The organism is Citrobacter sp. Igbk 14, from assembly GCF_028069825.1.
Taxonomy (GTDB): domain Bacteria; phylum Pseudomonadota; class Gammaproteobacteria; order Enterobacterales; family Enterobacteriaceae; genus Citrobacter.
Map to the genome: position 1 here is coordinate 39001 of NZ_JANEWM010000017.1, position 17042 is coordinate 56042.

Below are 17042 nucleotides of genomic sequence, written 5' to 3' on the forward strand. Positions count from 1 at the left end.
TAAGGCATAGCAGCCATCCGGCTATATTAATATCCTGACTCCTTAAGAAAATCGTCATGCAAAAGAAATCGATTTACGTTGCCTATACCGGCGGTACCATAGGTATGCAGCGCTCTGAACAGGGTTACATTCCGGTTTCGGGTCATCTGCAGCGCCAACTGGCATTGATGCCTGAATTCCACCGCCCTGAGATGCCAGACTTCACCATCCATGAATACGTCCCACTGATGGATTCCTCCGATATGACGCCGGAAGACTGGCAACATATTGCCGAAGACATCAAAGCCCACTATGACGATTACGATGGTTTTGTCATTCTTCACGGTACCGACACCATGGCGTTTACCGCGTCGGCGCTCTCTTTTATGCTGGAAAATCTGGGTAAACCGGTCATTGTGACAGGGTCACAAATTCCACTAGCAGAACTACGCTCGGACGGACAAATCAATTTGCTGAATGCATTGTACGTTGCGGCAAATTACCCGATTAATGAAGTCACCCTGTTTTTCAACAATCGCCTGTTTCGTGGCAACCGTACAACCAAAGCACATGCTGACGGTTTTGACGCTTTCGCCTCACCGAACCTTGCTCCACTACTGGAAGCGGGAATCCACATCCGCCGGCTGGGGACTCCACCCGCACCGCATGGTGTGGGCTCACTGATTGTTCACCCCATCACCCCGCAGCCGATCGGCGTGGTCACGATTTACCCAGGGATCTCTGCTGACGTGGTGCGAAATTTCCTGCGCCAGCCCGTGAAAGCGTTAATTCTTCGATCCTACGGTGTCGGTAATGCACCACAAAACAAAGAGTTTTTGAAAGAGCTTGAAGATGCCAGTTCGCGTGGCATTGTGGTGGTGAATCTCACCCAATGCATGTCCGGCAAGGTCAATATGGGCGGTTACGCGACGGGTAATGCGCTGGCGCACGCGGGAGTCATTGGCGGCGCGGACATGACCGTCGAAGCTACGCTTACCAAGCTGCATTATTTGCTGAGTCAGAACCTGGATACCCAGGCAATTCGCGAAGCGATGACGCAAAATCTGCGTGGTGAGCTCACACCGGACGAGTAAAGGAGTCTATGACGATGGCCCGAGCCTTATTGCTGGTCGATTTACAGAATGATTTTTGTGCCGGTGGCGCACTTGCCGTCCCGCAAGGCGACAGCACAATCGATATTGCCAACCGTCTGATCGACTGGTGTGCCGTACGCGGTGACACCGTCGTTGCCAGTCTGGACTGGCACCCGGCGAATCACGGTAGTTTTGCCAGCCAGCATCAGGTTGCGCCTTACAGTCAGGGGCAACTGGACGGACTGCCACAGACGTTCTGGCCCGATCACTGTGTGCAAAACAGCGAAGGTGCTGCCCTGCATCCGCTGTTGAACCAGCGTGCGATTTCTCAAACCTTCACCAAGGGTGAAAATCCACTGGTCGACAGTTACAGCGCCTTTTTTGATAACGGCCGTCGTCAGGCAACCGCGCTTAATGCATGGCTGCTGGAAAATCGCATGGTTGAACTGATCATCATGGGTCTGGCAACCGACTATTGCGTAAAATTTACCGTACTGGATGCGCTCGATCTTGGCTATACCGTCAGCGTTATTACTGACGGTTGCCGTGGGGTAAATATTCAGCCAGAAGACAGCGCGCACGCCTTTATGGAAATGGCTACAGCCGGAGCAACGCTGTACACGCTGGCTGACTGGGAAGAAACGCAGCGCTAACGTTTTGCCTGATGGCGTACTGTCAGGCAAAACTCACCCCAGGCTCGATATCTGCTCCAGCGAAACCCTGCGGGTTTCAATACCAAAACAAAACAGGATCAGTGAGCACACCACCAGCATAGCGCCGAGCACAATAAACACGGTGACCGCGCCATACTGAGTGAGTAATACAGCAACCCCGTACGGTGTAAATACAGCGACAATTCTCCCCACGGCATTCACAAAACCGGAACCTCGCAATCGAAGATGGGTTGGCCAAAGTTCCGGGACATACACCGCAGAAGCAAAACAGACATACATATACAAAAAAAAGATCATCACCAGGCCATAGCTTAAAATCGCCCATTCCTGTGTTTGAATCGAATAAAAATATCCCAGGATAGCAATAATAATCAGCAGCGTTGAGCCAAATAACCGTCGTGGGAAGCGGTCAATAATTAATGCGGCAATATAAATGCCTACCGGTGCCCCAATCATAATAATCGAGGTCATGAAAATAGATTTCGTCACATCAAAACCGGTGTTAACGAAAATTGTCGGGATCCAGACGGTAATAGTATACAGCGAGATGTTCATCGCGATCAGTACTGTGATCGCCACCAGCGTCCGGCGTAACATTTGCCCCTTGAATAACAACCAAAACGAATCATTTACCGTGCTTAACCCCGTTTTTTCTCGAGGATTTGGACATGGCGGCAAGATGATCTTTTTTTCTTTCTCGACCTGTTGTTCTACATCCAGGATATGCTTTTCCGCCTTTTCTTGCAGACCTTTGCCTGCCAGCCACCGGGGAGACTCAATAAGGTATTTTCCTGACAGATACCAGGCCAACAGCATTCCCACACCACCAAGAAAAAACATCACTCGCCAGCTGAAACAGGCGATGACGACAACACCGACAGCCGCAGACAGCATGGGTGACCAGTTGCCGACAAAAGACAAACGAGCAGACCATTTACCGCGTACCACCGGGGGAATAAACTCAGTAAAGGAGGCATAACCCACCATAATCAGCGCCCCCATTCCTACCCCCATAAGCCCACGGAAGAAGATTAACCAATACATATTGGGAACAAAAGAGGCGGCAGTTGCAGAAATACCGACTATCAGCAAATTCATCCGAAACGCTTGCCGCCGCCCAAGATAATCGCCGATAAACCCACCGCTCAATGAGCCAATAAAATAACCAAACATTAGCGCTGAAGTAAATGCCGCATTAAGGTAGTTATTCGACCAGCCATTACTAACCAGTTTAGCTAATACCACATTACCGGAATAACTCAGAAAGCCCGTCAGCAACAAACCAAAGCTGATAATACCAAAAATACGAAAGTGAAACTTTGAAAAAGGTAAGCGATCCAGCCTTGCGCCGATATGTTCATATTGTTCCATCTGGGTGCCTCAAATGCAGCAAAATATAATAAACTTGTTATGGCAATAGGCGACAGTGTAAATCTGTCGCATTTACCATCATCATTTTTATTTGGCATTAACCGGATGCAATCTAAAAAATATCGACTACTTAGCCCTGCATTAGTACACAAGCTGGATATTATTTTTCTTGCAAAATTCAACCCACTCAGCACCCGGTGCTTTATCTGTTATAATGTAATTAATATGGCTAAGATCCACTAACTGGACAAATGCTTTACGATCAAACTTTGAGTGATCGACTAACAGAGCGACCTCTGCCGCCTGACGAATCATTGTTTTTTTGATCTCAGCTTCTGCTTCGTTTGAATCAAGCGCACCGCTTGTAATGTCCAGCCCTTTGCAGCTCATCACCATGATATCAACGTGATAGCGGCTGATAATCTCTTTGGTGATACGGCCCTGAAGTGACAGTGTATTCTTATTTAACTCTCCCCCAGTCGAAACCACATTAATCTCAGATTGCGCTAATTCATGAAACGCTTCCGCTGAGTTCGTCAGCAACGTCAGATCGTTTCTTTCCTTCAATAGCTTTAATAATTCCATCGCAGTACTGCTGGAGTCGGCAGCCATCGTGGTCTTATTTTTAATAAACGGTAACGCATTACGGGCAATGATCTGCTTCTCTTCGAAGAAAGATTTTGCACGCTTATAAAAATGAATATTGTCGGACAACGCGGTAGTATTGAGCACTGCACCGCCATATGTTCGGGTCAGAAAACCTTCATCTTCCAGTTTTTCAAGATCGCGGCGAATCGTTTCCTCAGTTACCTGAAAGATTGAACTTAAATTAGATACCGCCACTTTCTTATCATTAGCCACCATTTGCTTAATGGCCTGAATCCTGTCTTTTGCCGCCACGATGACACCTCTGTTTCCTGCAAAGTAATAATAAGACCCTAGTATCTCACAGGCTATGTTTATTTTCAAAAGAACATGTCTGAATCACAGATTTCAATACTCTTTTACACAGAAACAGAGGTCAATCCTATCTGCTGGCTTATTTGCTATCCAACGCCTCTGCCATTTGCCTCATCAATAATGAATCATCATCTGTCAGAGGAATGGTCAACGCCTCGACATTCTCGCGAACCTGTTCAGGCGCGGTTGCGCCGCTCAGTAAGGTAATTAAATCGCTTTGCTTTAAAATCCATGCCAAGGCCAGCGCGGGGATTGTGCAGCGGTATTTCTCGCACAGTGGCTGCCATTGCTCAAGCATGTCAATCACCCGCAGCATATTGTCCCGTTGGAACCAGACTTTGTTGGCCCGCGCACCGCTAGGGACATAATCTCGATCAATAGTCCCGGTCAGGAGTCCCTGCTCGAGTGGGGAATAAACCTGCACAACAATGCCATTCTGCTGGCATAACGGCAGCAGTTCAGTTTCCAGCGCGCGATCAAGAATGCTGTACTTGGCCTGCACGATATCCAGCTCGCCATACTTGAGGTACTCCCTGACATGCCCGGCATCCACGTTGGCGGCGCCGATAGACCGAATTTTCCCTTCTTTCTTTAGGGCGTTTAGCGTATTAACGGTTTCCGCTATCGGCGTAAAACAGGGTTCAACCGACTGCCAGTGGGTCATATAGATATCAATACTGTCGATACCCAATCTTTGCAGGCTGGCATCAACCTCTTCGCGAATAGACTCAGGCGAGAGGTTTTTATACAGCTGGCGATCACCTACTTTGTTAAACAGGCTGCCTGTTCGCTCCCATACGATGCCGCATTTGGTTTCAACCACGATCTCGCTGCGCGGCAGCTTTTTCAGCGCCTGCCCGACAATCACTTCGCTATTACCGAAGTTGTACCCCGGAGCGGTATCAATCAGATTAATGCCGCAACGGTGTGCTTCAACAATGGTGTCAATGCAAATCTGCAGGTCGAGATCGCCATTCCATGCCGGACCGCCGCCGATGGCCCAGGTGCCCAGCCCCATACGGGAGAGCGTAATATCCGTAATGCCTAAAGGAATCATTTTCATCTGCCGCTATTACCCTTCATATTCGTCGAGAAGTTGTTCAACCAGCTTTCTGTTCTTCACGCCCGTCGTGGCGCCCACGCTGAGGACCGATATTGCTGCCGTTGCATTAGCAAATAACGCACACTCGCGCAGCGGTTTGCCTTCAAGCAGCGCGGAGATAAACCCCGAGGCGAAATTGTCTCCCGCGCCGATGGTGTCGATGGCGGTAATTCCCGACACCGCCGGGACCTCCATTTTCATATCAGCACGCTTGATAAAGCAGCCTCTCTTGCCGGTCTTAATGACTACCGTTTTCACGCCGCAGCCCAGAAAACTATCGGCTATTTCATCCAGCGTCTCTTTCCCGGTGAGCAGTTTTGCCTCCTCAAAATTGGGAAACAGATAATCCACGTAGCTCAGCGCTTCACGGATATCGTCCAGCGTTTCATTCAGCCGCGGTTTAATCATATCCGCGCAGATAATGAGCTTATGCGCTTTCGCCTGCGTGAAAATGGCCGTTAACGCCTGACCATCAAGCAGCGGACTGTTAAAAATACTCGCCAGCGACAGCAGCTTTGCCTGCGAGAAACGGTCAAAATCAACATCGTTAATATTCAGTTTCCACAGGCTGCCGTTGCGGTTGGTGACAAAGGTGCGCTCACCATCGGCGGTGACTAAACCCACGTTAATAGAAGTATCAATATCCGCATCCTGTTTCAGGCTCTGAATATCAATATTCTCCCGACGACAATGGTCGACAATAAAATGTCCCGCAGCATCGTCACCGACCCGGCTTATTAATGCAGTACGATGTCCGAGACGAGAAATAATCGTCGCTTCATTAATCGCATCGCCTCCCGTCGTCATCGCAATACGTTCTAAAGGATAAGAATCTACATCAAAGATATTTTTACTTACTGGCTGCAAGGGAATATCAACAATAGCCGCCCCGATACAAATAACCTCGATATTATCCATATTGTCATTCCGCTTTACCGTCAGAACCAAACAGTTTAATTTTCTCCAGCGCGCGCTCTTTTACCGCTTTGCGAACTTCACGCTCAACGTGCAGGAACGGCTGATTCTGGTTCTCCTGCACCGCCGCCATTGCCGCCTGGCACAGTTCGGTATGAATATTGATTTTCGAAATACCTAATGAAATGGCCTTTTTGATATCCGCATCGCTAATGCCGGACGCGCCGTGCAGCACCAGCGGAACGGATACCGCCTCGCGCACGCGTTTGACCACGTCGAAATTCAGTTTCGGCTCTGAAGTATAGACACCGTGCTGGTTACCAATCGCTACCGCCAGAGAATCGCAGCCGGTACGCTCGACAAATTCCGCCGCCTGGCTCGGGTCGGTATAGTGATAGCCCGCCAGCGCTTCTTCATAAACCGTTTCATTCCCCACGTGGCCCAGCTCCGCCTCGACCGGAATACCCAACGGATGGAAGAAATCCACTGCCTCTTTAGTCAGGCGAATATTCTCTTCGAAATCAAAGGCGGAGGCATCGCGCATCAGCGAATTCATGCCGTGGGTCCAGGCGTTATGGATAATTTCCATGCTGCGCCCGTGGTCCCAATGGGTAATAACCGGCACCGAGGCTTTTTTCGCCATCGAAACCATCATATGCGAAAAATCTTCAAACGAGGTATTACCCACAAAGCCGGTACCGAATGAAATAATCACCGGCGATTTAGACTCTTCCGCCGCATCGATCACCCCCATTAACATTTCCGCATTCCACACGTTAAAGTGGGCAATCGCATAATGTTTATTCTGGGCATCATTTTCCCAATATTTAATATCTGCCAGCATAGTTGTTTCTCCCTTTTCAATAAATTAATGGTTAACTTTAATAACGCCTTTGATAATTTCGCGTTTATTGTTGACTGACTCATCAAACGCGCGCTGAACATCTTCATAATCATAAATATGTGTCACCATCGACTTGACATCGAAACGCCCGGAGGAAATGGCTTCAATAGTGACCGGATAGCGGTTGGCGTAGCGAAAAACGGTCTGAATGGAGACTTCACGGTTAATTTTGAGGAAATTAATCGCCGAATCACCGGGAACCGTCCCAACGATCATGATTTTCCCGCCGCGCATCACCAGGTACGGAGCCTGCTTAACGGTGATCGCCGAGCCGGCAGTTTCAAAAACAATGTCAGCCCCCATATCGCCGGAGAACTGCTGACAGCGGGCAACGGTGTCCTCTTTCGCTCCGTTGATCACCGTCGTCGCACCAAGCTGCTCGGCCATGGCCAGACGTTTTTCCAAAACATCAACAACGGCGATGTCGGTAGCACCCAAACATTTACAGGCTTGCAGGGTCATTAAACCAATACAGCCCGCCCCCAGAATGACAATTTTCTTGCCCGGTTTAACGTCTGCCAGCATTGCGGCATGCATCCCTACCGCCGCAGGCTCTACCAGCGCGCCTTCCATGGTGTCCATGTTATCGGGCAGCTTGTAAGTGAAGCTCTCCGGATGGCACAGATAGTGGGTTAGCGCGCCGCGATAATTAGGCTGCGTGGCCATAAAGTCGACATCAGGACAGATGTTGTATTTGCCCTCCAGACAGTAGCGGCAGTGACCGCACGGCACGCCGGGTTCAATGTTCACCCGGTCGCCCGGTTTAAATTTACTGACGCGGTTTCCTACCGCCACCACCGTACCGGCACATTCATGTCCGAGGCCAATTTCCTGGTTTGGGTCTTTTGGCGGAATAAAGGGACCTGATTCGAAACCGTGAACATCTGAACCGCAAATACCTACATATTCAATTTTGATCAGTACTTCATGCTCTTTGGGTACCGGGATATCGGCGGCAATAATTTTCATCGTGCCCGGCGTTTTTAATATCGCTTTTGAATTTTTCATTTTATTTCCCCATCAATATTATTTGCTGGTAACTGCATCAATACCGAGGCTTTCGACAGAGACGCCTTTGGTTTCAATTCCGATGGTAGCAATGGCGACAGCGACAATAATGGAGACCGCACCCAGCAGGACAAACACCCCCGTTACGCCATAACCGTTAAGCAATACCGCGACCGCATAAGGCGCGGCGATACCGCTGATACGCCCTACCGCATTCGCCAGACCAGAACCGCGAAGTTTCGCTTCGGTCGGCCATATTTCCGGTACATACACCGCCGAAGCGTAGCAAACGTACATATAGACAAAAGTAATCAGGAAGAAGCCAATTAGCGTAATCAGCAGCATGCTGGTTTGCAGCGAGTAGATATATCCCAGCACGGCGATTAATACTAATAAGCCCACTCCCATGGTCTTTCTGGGAATTTTATCCATCACCAGCATGGCGATAAAAATCCCAAACGGCGCACCGAACATACTCATGGTATTTAAAACAATGGAATCTTTCAGGTTAATACCCTGAGTCATAAATATGGTCGGCAGCCAGTTAATTAAGGTGTACTGCACAACGTTCATGGCAATCAGGACAAAGGAACCTAAAATAACGCGCTTGAGTAATACGCCGGTTAATAAAGCCGAATACGGAACAGAGCGCGGTGCCTTGCCGTCATCTCCTATCACCACTGGCGGCAGTGGCTTACCGGTCTGCTGAACCACGCCCTCTTCTATTGCCCGCATCACTTTTTCGGCTTCCGCGTAGCGTCCACGAGACTCCAGCCAGCGGGGCGACTCAGGGAACCAGCGCCAGGCAATAACGGTCGCCACCAGCGACAGTACGGCCGGGATCAGCAACTGCACGCGCCAGTTCCATTCGGCGCTGATTAACGGCGTCAATCCCATCGCGATCAGCGAACAGAGCGGATAAGACCAGTTGCCGATAAACGAGACCCGGCTTGACCAGGTACCGCGATTCCTGCCGGGCATATATTCGGTGAACCCGGCAAACAGAGTCACCAGCAGCGCACCTAATCCCACCCCCATCACAAAACGGCAGGCAATAAGGAAGGTCATATTTGGCGAAAACGCCCCCACGACCATGGCGATAATATGAATCGCTTCATACAGGATAAAGGCATTTTTGCGCCCGGTTTTATCCCCGATAATTCCCCCGGCAAGCGCGCCGAGAAACATTCCCGCCGTCGTAATGGCAGAAAACGTGGCGGTAGTGGAATTATCGGTCCAGCCGAGTTCTTTTAACTGCGCAAGAATTAATCCGCCAACGGCATTACTCCAACAAACCAGTAATCCAAAGGCAACCATCGCAAACATCGACGTGTGCCAACGGCAGTCAGGCAGCCTGTCCAACCTCGCGCCGCAGTACGGTTTTGCTATCTGTTCCATCCGGGAACCTTCCTTTAATAAATGAGGTTATTCATCAAAGTCGTAGGTCATGATGACCTTAATCGCGGTTTTATCGACCATGGCGTCAAACCCTTCGCGCCATTGCGACAAGCCGATACGGTGAGTAATCATCGGTTTAACTTTCAGCGCACCGCTGGCCAGCAGGCGGATGGCATTGCGCCAGGACGTAGAATCGTATGCCATATGGCCAATGATGCTTTTATTCCACGCGGTGATATCGTTAATGGAAAAGTCGAGAGGCTTGAAGCCCATGCCCACGCGGACGACTTCACCGTTTGGACGCAGCATTTCAATAGATTGTTTCAGGGCAATATTGGCGCCGGAGCATTCGATGACCAGCCCCAGATTGTCTTTACCGCAGATTTCCTGGCAGCGCGCGACCACATCTTCGGTGGAACCGTTGACAACCGCAGTCGCCCCCAGCTCTTTGGCGATCGGGAAGCGTACGGCGACGTCCTCTTCCAGCCCGACCATCACGATATTGACGGCCCCCATAATGCGCGCCATCTGGACCGAAAAGAGTCCCAATGGACCGGTGCCGAAAACCACAACGTCCTGGCCGGGAAGGAATTTGGATTGCTGAGCGATAGATTTGTAGGCGTTACAGATAGGATCCAGCACCGCCGCTTCTTCATAATCAACGCCTTGTGGGATTTCCCACAGCGCATGGCGGTGAATTTTGAGGATTTCCCCCGGCACCAGGCAATATTTCGAGAACCCTCCGCCCCATGTGTTGTTGTCGAGACCTAAGTTCACTTTTTCTGTACAACACAGAAAATCGCCTTGTTCGCAGGCTGGGCAAACGCCGCAGACATGTCCACTATTGTCAGAAACCACCCGCTGACCGACTTTCCAGTCCTTAACTTTGTCGCCAACGCGGACAATTTTACCGGCGAACTCATGGCCGCGGATGGAGTTAAACTGATCGGACCCACTGTCGACATTGTAGTGTTTCATGTCCGCGCCGCAGATAGCCGCCGCTTTGATTTCAACCACGATGTCATCCGGGCCACAAACCGGTTCCGGTACATCAATCATCTTATAGCCGCCAAAGGCCTTGCCAAATCTTGCCAGTGCTTTCATTGAATTTTCCTTTGTGTTTAGTTTTGCATCAGTGGTCATCATACTTATCCATATAATTTTTGAGGTCAACATCAAATCTTTGTAACGCAGATAAAATTCTGTATTTCACAACTCAGATCACAAATAAGTGCAACGATGAACTGAAAAACAAAGGAACATGGCAGCCGCTTCGCTAAAGTGACGTGAACCCCTTCGCATTTTTCCTGTTATGAAACTGTTAACCTACAAGAGCTGTTTTTTTCGCCACGCCATTTCCGTGGCGTGTTTGCTTTTTTAATTGTCAAAGAGGAACTCCGATGAAACTTTTGCCTTTGTTGGCAGCATTACCCCTGCTCTGTGCCAGCGTTGTTTCCGCTAACTCACTGATGTCTGTCGGCTACTTCAACGGCGGCGGCGACGTCACTGCCGGTCCTGGCGGCGATATCGACAAACTGGATGTTCGCCAGATAACCCACCTGAACTACTCATTTGGCCTGATCTATAACAACGAGAAGGACGAAACCAATGACGCGCTAAAAGATGCCAGTAAGCTGCATCAAATTTGGCTTTCAGAAAAAGTGCAGTCTGATCTGCATAAGATCCCGGAATTGCGTAAACAGAATCCAAATCTTAAGGTTCTGCTCTCCGTTGGTGGTTGGGGGGCGCGTGGATTCTCAGGCGCTGCGGCCACAAAAGAATCCCGGGCGGTATTTATTCAGTCGGTGCAGGACGTCATTGCGAAATATGGCCTGGATGGTATCGACCTCGACTGGGAGTATCCGGTAAACGGTGCATGGGGGTTAGTTGAAAGTAAACCGGCCGATCGTGCAAACTTTACTACGCTGCTGAAGGAGTTACGTGCCGCAGTGGGGCATAAAAAACTGGTGACCATCGCGGTCGGTGCAAACGCAGAAAGCCCGAAAAGCTGGGTAGACGTCAAAGCCATTGCGCCATTGCTCGACTACATCAATCTGATGACCTACGATATGGCTTACGGTACTCAGTACTTCAACTCAAACCTGTACGATTCGACGACGTGGCCAACGGTCGCCGAAGCGGATAAGTACAGCGCCGATTTTGTCGTCAATAACTACCTCGCAGCAGGGCTAAAGCCCGCTCAGATGAACCTGGGTATTGGGTTCTACGGTCGCGTGCCTAAACGCGCCGTTGAGCCAGGGATTGACTGGAGCAAACCCGACGCACAGAAAAATCCAGCCACTCAGCCCTATTTTGAGCCACAGCAAATAGCGTTGTTCAAATCACTGGGCGTTGATCTGACCAAAGATACCTATGTGAAGTACAACGACATTGTGGCGAAGCTCATCAACGATCCACAAAAACGCTTTACCCAACACTGGGATGATGAAGCAAAAGTGCCGTGGTTGTCGGTGCAGTCTGCCGACGGAAAAGCACTTTTCGCCCTCTCCTACGAAAACCCGCGTTCTGTTGCCATCAAAGCGGACTACATCAAAAGCAAGGGACTGGGAGGCGCTATGTTCTGGGAGTATGGTGCGGATGATAAAAACCAGTTAGCGAAGCAGTTGGCCGATTCATTGGGTATCAAACACTGATCCCAACGCTTGCCACAATAGGTTATGATTATCGCAATCCGCTGCGCCATTCTCTGGCGCAGCTTTTCATCTTCTACTGGAGGCATGAGCTGGTATGGCTTTCATCCCTAAAAATTACGCCCGTCTGGAAGTCGGTTATCGGGAAAAGGCACTTAAGCTCTTTCCCTGGGTCTGTGGACGTTGTTCCCGCGAGTTCGTGTACTCAAATCTGCGCGAATTGACCGTACACCATATCGATCACGACCACTCTAACAACCCGGAAGATGGTAGCAACTGGGAGATGTTGTGCCTGTACTGCCACGATCATGAGCATTCCAAATATACGGAAGCGGACCAGTATGGTTCAACAGTGGTTGCCGGAGAAGATGCGCAGAAGGCCGTCGGCGAAGCGAAATATAATCCGTTTGCTGACCTTAAAGCGATGATGAACAAAAAGTAGCCTACTGCATATGCCCGGCATAAACGCTCACCGGGCATTTATCATCAGGATTTAAACGTCGCAATCGGCTCAGGCGTAATGCCAAACTCCACTTTTAGTTGCTGCTTACTCTTCATCACCATCTCACCGTTGGTATCGATAGTCATGTGTTGCGCATTCGTGTTGTTACGTGCCTGCCATAACATCACCAGTTGCAAACTGTTCTCTTTTTGTTCTGCGGTCAGCGCGACGCCATCCGGCCATTTTCCCAGTTCAACGGCTGTCGATAAGCGCTGATAAACTTCCGGCGTCATGCTGTCGATCATCTCATCAAGATTCATGTTAAATCCACTCTCCGTAGAATAATTAGCTGAATCGTTTCTTCAGCCTTTCGTTTGCTCACCGTTTTCGCCGTCGGTGAAGTTCAATGACGCTGAATTAACGCAGTAACGCTCGCCTGTGGGCTGAGGCCCATCCGGAAAGACATGCCCCAGATGCGCATCACAGTTTCCACAGCGGATTTCAATGCGCTGCATGCCATGAGACGTGTCTTTTATGTAACGGATAGCCTCTTCGCTCACCGGCTCGTAAAAGCTAGGCCAGCCGCAGCCAGAATCGTATTTTGTCTCTGAACGAAACAAGGGGTTATCGCAGATCAGACAATGGTAGATGCCATCACGCTTATTGTGCAGCAAACGCCCGGTAAATGGCGGTTCTGTCCCATGATTTTGTGTCACGTAAAACTGCATTTCGGACAAATTTTTTTTCAGTTCTTCTGGGGAAGGTTGCTTAGCCATTTGCTCACATCTCGCTTTATCTAAACTCACATCGCGAGACAGATTCTAACAAAACATTAACACCGTAGTGCGAACTTTTGTTCTAAACTTGATCCGTGCGAAATGGCAGCCCAGGAATCGTGATCAACATCACGTTTTTATCTTGATTGCCCTTTAAAATTCGGGCCGCCGCCCCCATGTGGTTTCAAGCCCAAAGGAAGAGTGAGGCGAGTCAGTTGCGCAAAGCTTAAGCAGCAGTTTGATTTGTCGCAATGATTGACACGATTCCGCTTGACGCTGCGTAAGGTTTTTGTAATTTTACAGGCAACCTTTTATTCACTAACAAATAGCTGGTGGAATATATGACTATCAAAGTAGGTATCAACGGTTTTGGCCGTATCGGTCGCATTGTTTTCCGTGCTGCTCAAGAACGTTCTGACATCGAGATCGTTGCAATCAACGACCTGTTAGACGCTGACTACATGGCTTACATGCTGAAATATGACTCCACTCACGGCCGTTTCAACGGTACCGTTGAAGTGAAAGACGGTCATCTGATCGTAAACGGTAAAAAAATCCGTGTTACCGCTGAACGTGATCCGGCTAACCTGAAATGGGACGAAGTTGGTGTTGACGTAGTAGCTGAAGCTACTGGCCTGTTCCTGACAGATGAAACCGCTCGTAAGCACATCACTGCTGGCGCGAAAAAAGTTGTTCTGACTGGTCCTTCCAAAGACAACACTCCGATGTTTGTTAAAGGCGCTAACTTTGACAAATACGAAGGCCAGGACATCGTTTCTAACGCTTCCTGCACCACTAACTGCCTGGCTCCGCTGGCTAAAGTTATCAACGACAACTTCGGCATCATCGAAGGTCTGATGACGACTGTTCACGCGACCACCGCTACTCAGAAAACCGTTGATGGCCCGTCTCACAAAGACTGGCGCGGCGGCCGCGGCGCATCCCAGAACATCATCCCGTCCTCTACCGGTGCTGCTAAAGCTGTAGGTAAAGTACTGCCAGAACTGAATGGCAAACTGACTGGTATGGCGTTCCGCGTTCCGACCCCGAACGTATCTGTTGTTGACCTGACCGTTCGTCTGGAAAAAGCTGCTTCTTACGAAGAAATTAAGAAAGCAATCAAAGCTGCTTCCGAAGGCCCGATGAAAGGCGTTCTGGGTTACACCGAAGACGACGTTGTATCTACCGATTTCAACGGCGAAGTTTGCACTTCCGTGTTCGATGCTAAAGCAGGTATCGCTCTGAACGACAACTTCGTGAAACTGGTTTCCTGGTACGACAACGAAACTGGCTACTCCAACAAAGTTCTGGATCTGATTGCTCACATCTCCAAATAAGTTGAGATGAGACAGTAATCTGTAAGAGCGACTCAGGTCGCTCTTTTTTTTGCCTGAAGAAAGGATTGCGTAATGATTAATAAAATTTTTGCACTTCCGGTAGTCGAACAAATTGCCCCTGTTCTCTCCCGCCGCCAGCTTGATGAGCTGGAGGTTATTGTTGTCGATCACCCTCAGGTTAAAGCCTCTTTCGCACTGCAGGGCGCGCACCTTCTGTCCTGGAAACCAAACGGCGAGGACGAAGTTCTCTGGTTAAGCAATAACACACCGTTTAAAACTGGTGTGGCGCTGCGGGGTGGCGTACCGATTTGTTGGCCGTGGTTTGGCCCGGCGACTCAGCAAGGTCTGCCTTCTCACGGCTTCGCGCGTAACCTGCCCTGGACGCTGAAGGCGCATAACGAAGATGACAACGGCGTGGTTCTGACGTTTGAGCTGCAAAGCAACGCTGAAACGCGTCAGCTTTGGCCACACGACTTTACCCTGCTTGCCCGTTTCAAAGTCGGCGCAACCTGTGAAATCGAGTTGGAAGCCCACGGCGAGTTTGAAACTACCTCCGCACTGCATACCTACTTCAACGTGGGTGATATTGCCGCAGTGAAAGTCAGTGGTCTTGGCGACCGCCTGATCGATAAAGTGAACGATGCGAAAGAAGATGTGCTGGCCGATGGTATCCAGACCTTCCCGGATCGTACTGACCGCGTTTATCTGAACCCGGAAGCATGCAGCGTCATCCATGATGGTTCGCTCAAGCGTAATATCGATGTCGTGCACCACCACCATCTGAACGTTGTGGGTTGGAACCCGGGTCCGGCGCTGTCTGTCAGCATGGGTGACATGCCGGACGATGGCTACAAAACGTTTGTTTGCGTAGAAACAGCGTACGCAACCGCACCGCAGAAAACCACCGAAGAGAAACCTTCTCGTCTGGCGCAAACTATTCGTGTTGCGAAACGATAAGATTTTGTCTGTTACCTGATGGCGACTTATCCGGCCTACCGACGCATTGCATAGGCCGGATAAGAGAAGTAAACATCGCTATCAGGCCATATCCAACGCTGTTTTGCCTGCTGGGGCAGGCCATGCCTTATCTAATAACCTTAACTCATCAGTAGAAAGCGTTATCTCTAACGCAGCCGCATTCTGTTCGACGTGCGCCACACTCGCCGCTTTTGGAATCGCGATCACGCCCGGTTGACGAATAACCCATGCCAGCAGGATCTGGGCGGCACTGGCATCATGTGCACGTGCTATGTCGTTAATCACCGAATGAGTGAACAGACCACTGCGCAACCGTCCTGCCTGTGCCAACGGACTATAGGCCATAACCGGCATCCGCTGTTGCTGACACCATGGCAGCAGGTCATATTCAATGCCACGCGACGCTAAATGATATAGCACCTGGTTAGTGGCGCATTGCCGTCCACCCGCAACCTGCCATAGCGCCTGCATCTCGTCATAATCGAGATTTGAAACACCCCACCGACGAATTTTCCCCTGAGCGATGAGTTTCTCCATGGCGCTGACGGTTTCTTCATAAGTAAAGTCACCCGTCCAGTGCAGCAAATAGAGATCCAGATAGTCGGTTTTCAGCCGGCGCAGACTGCCTTCGCAGGCAGCAATCGCTTTCTGGCCTCCGGCATTCCACGGATAAACTTTTGAAACCAAAAAGGCACCATCGCGCCGTCCCGCTAATGCTTCGCCAACAATCTCTTCTGCTGCACCATCAGCATACATTTCAGCCGTATCAATCAGGCGCAGCCCCAGATCCAGGCCAGCCTGCAACGCCGAGACTTCATCACGACGACGGCAGGGATCCTCCCCCATGTTCCATGTTCCCTGCCCTATCGCAGGAAGCGAAACCTGCTCGGTAAACATCACCTGTTTTACTGTCATAGTTCCCCCCTGAGTACATGCACCACAGTAAAGCAAAACACGGGGGATGTGTCCTGTGATGGTGCACAAATTGCACCATCTTCGTTTGGAGGGTTCGTCGTTAATCAGATGCAATAAAAAACCCGGGAAAAGTATTTATTCCCGGGCTTAGACAGATAACTTGTTAGTTGTGCAGAGATTATTTTAAACGGCCTAAATATTTACCTTCTTTCATGGCGTTTATTTTCCCGTTCTTATACACAATAACCGAAATCAAGCCTGCACTGTAGGTTTGCGCATCTGCATTATTTTCATCATTTGCTGCCGGGCTACCATTAATATAGGCAATGCCATCGGTGCCACGTTTAAAATCAACTCCCAGTTTCTTTACATGTATGGGTTTTACCGTACTGGCGTTAACCGGAGCATTCGCTTCGCTAACCATGGTTTTATGATCATGTTGTAACTGGCGGCGGTAAGCCTCGCTAATAGCATGAGCAGGTGCAACAGTTGATGCCACCAGCGCAGCGATAATAATTAATTTTCTCATGAGGAAAAC

Annotated in this window: 18 protein-coding genes; 6 read left to right on the forward strand and 12 right to left on the reverse strand. The window is 49.8% G+C overall.

Annotated features, from left to right (window positions below; all coding sequences use genetic code 11):
• The first annotated feature begins 56 nt into the window (after positions 1 to 56).
• Positions 57 to 1073, forward strand: a complete 1017-nt coding sequence (gene ansA / locus NNN64_RS08925) for an asparaginase (protein WP_202038841.1) — start codon at positions 57 to 59, stop codon at positions 1071 to 1073.
• Between the two features lie 14 nt (positions 1074 to 1087).
• Positions 1088 to 1726, forward strand: coding sequence for a bifunctional nicotinamidase/pyrazinamidase (gene pncA / locus NNN64_RS08930; protein ID WP_271441145.1), 639 nt, complete (start codon positions 1088 to 1090; stop codon positions 1724 to 1726).
• Positions 1727 to 1759: 33 nt separating this feature from the next.
• Here pncA and NNN64_RS08935 read toward each other — a convergent pair whose 3' ends face one another.
• The 8 genes from NNN64_RS08935 to NNN64_RS08970 all read right to left on the reverse strand — a co-directional run bounded on the left by NNN64_RS08935 (position 1760) and on the right by NNN64_RS08970 (position 10509).
• Positions 1760 to 3118, reverse strand: coding sequence for an MFS transporter (locus NNN64_RS08935; protein ID WP_137383428.1), 1359 nt, complete (start codon positions 3116 to 3118; stop codon positions 1760 to 1762).
• 141 nt (positions 3119 to 3259) lie between these two features.
• Positions 3260 to 4018, reverse strand: a complete 759-nt coding sequence (locus tag NNN64_RS08940) for a DeoR/GlpR family DNA-binding transcription regulator (protein WP_137383429.1) — start codon at positions 4016 to 4018, stop codon at positions 3260 to 3262.
• Between the two features lie 139 nt (positions 4019 to 4157).
• The gene (gene ydjG, locus NNN64_RS08945; protein WP_271441146.1) at positions 4158 to 5141 is read right to left on the reverse strand and encodes an NADH-dependent methylglyoxal reductase; all 984 of its coding nucleotides are present in this window, start codon (positions 5139 to 5141) and stop codon (positions 4158 to 4160) included.
• Between the two features lie 9 nt (positions 5142 to 5150).
• Positions 5151 to 6098 (reverse strand): carbohydrate kinase family protein, encoded by a 948-nt coding sequence (locus NNN64_RS08950; RefSeq protein WP_271441147.1) that lies wholly within the window; start codon positions 6096 to 6098, stop codon positions 5151 to 5153.
• A 4-nt stretch (positions 6099 to 6102) separates the two neighbouring features.
• A complete protein-coding gene (locus NNN64_RS08955; RefSeq protein ID WP_079938513.1) occupies positions 6103 to 6939 on the reverse strand; it encodes a ketose-bisphosphate aldolase in 837 nt (278 codons plus the stop codon).
• Positions 6940 to 6963: 24 nt separating this feature from the next.
• Complete coding sequence (locus NNN64_RS08960; RefSeq protein ID WP_003832485.1) at positions 6964 to 8007, reverse strand: NAD(P)-dependent alcohol dehydrogenase; 1044 nt, start codon at positions 8005 to 8007, stop codon at positions 6964 to 6966.
• 18 nt (positions 8008 to 8025) lie between these two features.
• Positions 8026 to 9405 carry an MFS transporter gene (locus NNN64_RS08965; RefSeq protein ID WP_271441148.1) on the reverse strand — a complete coding sequence of 460 codons (1380 nt, stop codon included), beginning with the start codon at positions 9403 to 9405 and terminating at the stop codon, positions 8026 to 8028.
• A 27-nt stretch (positions 9406 to 9432) separates the two neighbouring features.
• Entirely contained in the window at positions 9433 to 10509 is a 1077-nt protein-coding gene (locus NNN64_RS08970; protein ID WP_137383434.1) for a zinc-binding dehydrogenase, read from the reverse strand.
• Between the two features lie 296 nt (positions 10510 to 10805).
• Here NNN64_RS08970 and NNN64_RS08975 point away from each other — a divergent pair, with 296 nt between their 5' ends.
• Complete coding sequence (locus NNN64_RS08975) at positions 10806 to 12059, forward strand: glycoside hydrolase family 18 protein (RefSeq protein ID WP_271441149.1); 1254 nt, start codon at positions 10806 to 10808, stop codon at positions 12057 to 12059.
• A gap of 94 nt (positions 12060 to 12153) precedes the next feature.
• Entirely contained in the window at positions 12154 to 12498 is a 345-nt protein-coding gene (yajD, locus tag NNN64_RS08980; RefSeq protein ID WP_003832478.1) for an HNH nuclease YajD, read from the forward strand.
• Positions 12499 to 12542: 44 nt separating this feature from the next.
• Here the strand turns inward: yajD and NNN64_RS08985 are convergent, their stop codons facing one another.
• Positions 12543 to 12818 (reverse strand): YeaC family protein, encoded by a 276-nt coding sequence (locus NNN64_RS08985; RefSeq protein ID WP_271441150.1) that lies wholly within the window; start codon positions 12816 to 12818, stop codon positions 12543 to 12545.
• 42 nt (positions 12819 to 12860) lie between these two features.
• Positions 12861 to 13274, reverse strand: a complete 414-nt coding sequence (gene msrB / locus NNN64_RS08990) for a peptide-methionine (R)-S-oxide reductase MsrB (RefSeq protein WP_040233651.1) — start codon at positions 13272 to 13274, stop codon at positions 12861 to 12863.
• 341 nt (positions 13275 to 13615) lie between these two features.
• Here msrB and gapA point away from each other — a divergent pair, with 341 nt between their 5' ends.
• Entirely contained in the window at positions 13616 to 14611 is a 996-nt protein-coding gene (gapA, locus tag NNN64_RS08995) for a glyceraldehyde-3-phosphate dehydrogenase (RefSeq protein WP_003030697.1), read from the forward strand.
• A gap of 72 nt (positions 14612 to 14683) precedes the next feature.
• Positions 14684 to 15568 carry a D-hexose-6-phosphate mutarotase gene (locus NNN64_RS09000; protein ID WP_271441151.1) on the forward strand — a complete coding sequence of 295 codons (885 nt, stop codon included), beginning with the start codon at positions 14684 to 14686 and terminating at the stop codon, positions 15566 to 15568.
• Between the two features lie 81 nt (positions 15569 to 15649).
• Here the strand turns inward: NNN64_RS09000 and NNN64_RS09005 are convergent, their stop codons facing one another.
• Both NNN64_RS09005 and NNN64_RS09010 read right to left on the reverse strand, forming a co-directional pair.
• A complete protein-coding gene (locus NNN64_RS09005) occupies positions 15650 to 16504 on the reverse strand; it encodes an aldo/keto reductase (protein ID WP_271441152.1) in 855 nt (284 codons plus the stop codon).
• Positions 16505 to 16682: 178 nt separating this feature from the next.
• A complete protein-coding gene (locus tag NNN64_RS09010) occupies positions 16683 to 17033 on the reverse strand; it encodes a hypothetical protein (RefSeq protein WP_271441153.1) in 351 nt (116 codons plus the stop codon).
• Positions 17034 to 17042 lie beyond the last annotated feature (9 nt).